The sequence below is a fragment of the Bradyrhizobium sp. genome (assembly GCF_016462955.1).
GTDB lineage: Bacteria > Pseudomonadota > Alphaproteobacteria > Rhizobiales > Xanthobacteraceae > Bradyrhizobium.
Window position 1 is genome coordinate 1 of record NZ_JAEMSD010000870.1, and the last position, 1,065, is coordinate 1,065.

The 1,065-nt window shown below is 64.2% G+C and carries 1 protein-coding gene; it reads right to left on the minus strand.

Going from position 1 to position 1,065, the window contains the following annotated elements; all coding sequences use genetic code 11:
• The coding region (gene lepA, locus JHD07_RS39380; protein ID WP_291632026.1) for a translation elongation factor 4 at window positions 1–1,065 on the minus strand (1,065 nt) is incomplete at both ends.

The following is a 1,065-nucleotide window of genomic DNA, read 5'->3' on the forward strand; positions in this document are numbered from 1 at the left end:
TGCCGAACTGCCGCATCTTCTTCTTGCCTTCCTTCTGCTTCTCCAGAAGCTTGCGTTTGCGCGTGATGTCGCCGCCGTAGCACTTCGCGGTGACGTCCTTGCGCAGCGCGCGCACCGTCTCGCGGGCGATCACCTTGCCGCCGATCGCCGCCTGGATCGGGATCTGGAACATGTGCGGCGGGATCAGCTCCTTCATCTTCTCGACCATGGCGCGGCCGCGCCCCTCGGCGCGGGTGCGGTGGACCAGCATCGAGAGCGCGTCGACCGGCTCGTTGTTGACGAGGATCTGCATCTTGACGAGATCGGCCGGCTTGTAGTCGGTCAGATGATAGTCGAACGAGGCGTAGCCCTTGGAGACCGACTTGAGCCGGTCATAAAAATCGAACACGACTTCGTTGAGCGGCAGATCGTATTTCACCATCGCGCGGGCGCCGACATAGGTCAGCTCCTTCTGCGAGCCGCGACGGTCCTGGCACAGCTTCAGCACGCTGCCGAGATATTCGTCCGGCGTGAGGATGGTGGCCTCGATCCAGGGCTCCTGGATCTCCGCGATCTTGACCACGTCGGGCATGTCGACGGGGTTGTGGATTTCGAGCTCGGTGCCGTCGGTGAGCTTCATCTTGTAGATGACGCTCGGCGCGGTCGCGATCAGGTTGAGGTCGAATTCGCGCGACAGCCGCTCCTGGATGATCTCGAGGTGCAGGAGGCCGAGGAAGCCGCAGCGGAAGCCGAAGCCGAGCGCAGCGGAAGTCTCCATCTCGAACGAGAAGCTGGCATCGTTCAGGCGCAGCTTGCCCATCGCGGCGCGCAGCGTCTCGAAGTCGTCGGCATCGACCGGGAACAGGCCGCAGAACACCACCGGGATCGCCGGCTTGAAGCCGGGCAGCATCTCGGCGACCGGCTTCCTGTCGTCGGTGATGGTGTCGCCGACGCGGGTGTCGGCGACTTCCTTGATCGCGGCGGTGATGAAGCCGATCTCGCCGGGACCGAGCTCCTCGACCTGCTGCATCTTCGGCGTGAAGAAGCCGACGCGCTCGACGTCGTAGGCGGCGCCCGTGCCCATCA